Below are 1575 nucleotides of genomic sequence, written 5' to 3' on the forward strand. Positions count from 1 at the left end.
CCTTGCGCTCTGAGATGTCGTTCATGATGGCCACGAAGTGGGTCACCACACCGTCGTCATCGTGGACCGGCGAGAGGAAGACCTGATTCCAGAACGGCGAGCCGTCGCGGCGGTGGGCGCGCAGGGTGATCGAGAGGGTGCGCCCCTCGGCCAGGGCGGCGCGGATCTGCGCGACATCCCGCTCGTCGGTGTCCGGTCCCCCCAGGAAGCGGGGCGAGTGGCCCAGCACGTCCCGGGCCAGGTAGCCGGTGATGCGGGTGAAGGCGGGGTTGACGTAGACCGCCGGGTGGCCGGGCTGCCGGGCGTCGGTGATGACCACGGCGTTGCTGCTGGCCTCCAGGCTGCGTTCCAGGATGCGCTGGCGCTGGGCGGCGGCAAGGCGCTCGCTGATGTCCTTGGCGATGCCGAAGACGCCGTCGACGTGGCCATCGACCAGGATCGGCAGGAAGGTCACCTCCAGGTCCTGGGGCGCGGCGTCCTGGCGGTGGTAGCGCATCGTCAGGCTGTCCGGCCGCCCGCTGGCGGCCGTCTGGAAGCCGGCCTCCACGCGCTGCAGGTCGGCGGGAGTCGTCGACTCCTCGTGCACGATGTCGCGGAGGGTCAGGCCCCGCCAGTCGCGCTCCCCCATCCCGATGATGGCCTGGGTCATGGGGTTGAGGTTGCGATAGGCCCCGTGGCGGTCCATGGCGAACACCGCATCCGGGTTCTGGGTGAACAGCGACCGGAAGCGCTGCTCGCTGGTGCTCAGGGCGCGGGCCTGCTCGTCGCGGATCGCCACCAGCGAGCGGCCGATGATCAGCTGGTAGGTGAGCAGCAGCCCCACCAGGCCGGCCCCGAGGGGCAGGCTGCCGGGCAGCGAGGCGAACAGCGGGGGCGTGGCAGCCGCCGTCAGGGTGAGCCGGGGCCCCTCGGGCAGGCGGGCCTCGGCGGTGGCCAGCGGATGCCAGCCATCGTTCGGCGACGGGGCCGGCAGCACGCTGATCGGCTGGCCATGGCCGGCGATGGTGATCCGGAAGTCGCCGGTGTTGCGGCGCAGTGTCTCGTGGATCAGCACGTCGAGGTCGAGGACCGCCAGCATCATCTGCTCGCTGCCGCCGCTCGCGCGCACCGCCAGGGTGATCATGCGCGGCCGCGCGGGATCGGGGAAGCGCCAGGCCATCTCGCCGCCCTGTCGCTCGACCTCGCGAAGCCACGCCAGGGTCTCCGGCTCCACCAGCCGGTCCATCAGCCACAGCAGGGCCCGGGGGTGCCGGCCGCGGCGCCACAGTGACTGCTCCTCGCCGTCGAGGAACACCAGGGCCTGCAGGCTCGCCTCGTCGCCGAAGTAGTTGCGCGCCTCCTCCTCGCGTACCTGCTTCTCCGGCAGGCCGCCGGCCGCCTGCCAGCGCTTGGCCATGCGCTGGATGAGCTCGGCCCGCGAGCGGGTGACCTCCTCGAGGCTGATGGCCAGATTGCCGGCCAGCTTCTCGGCGCTGGCCAGCCGCTCGTTGTGCTGGGTCCAGCTGCCCAGCAGCCACAGGGCCATGCTCAGATAGCCCAGGAAGGTGGCGGCGGGATCGTGGCCAAAGCGGTAGG

General features: G+C 71.8%; 1 protein-coding gene. It reads right to left on the reverse strand.

The annotated features are described in order from the left end of the window. A partial coding sequence (locus tag SCI24_RS14995) for a PAS domain S-box protein (RefSeq protein ID WP_318726162.1) occupies positions 1–1575 on the reverse strand: 1575 nt, incomplete at both ends.

This window comes from Halomonas sp. (assembly GCF_033549285.1).
Lineage (GTDB): Bacteria > Pseudomonadota > Gammaproteobacteria > Pseudomonadales > Halomonadaceae > Halomonas.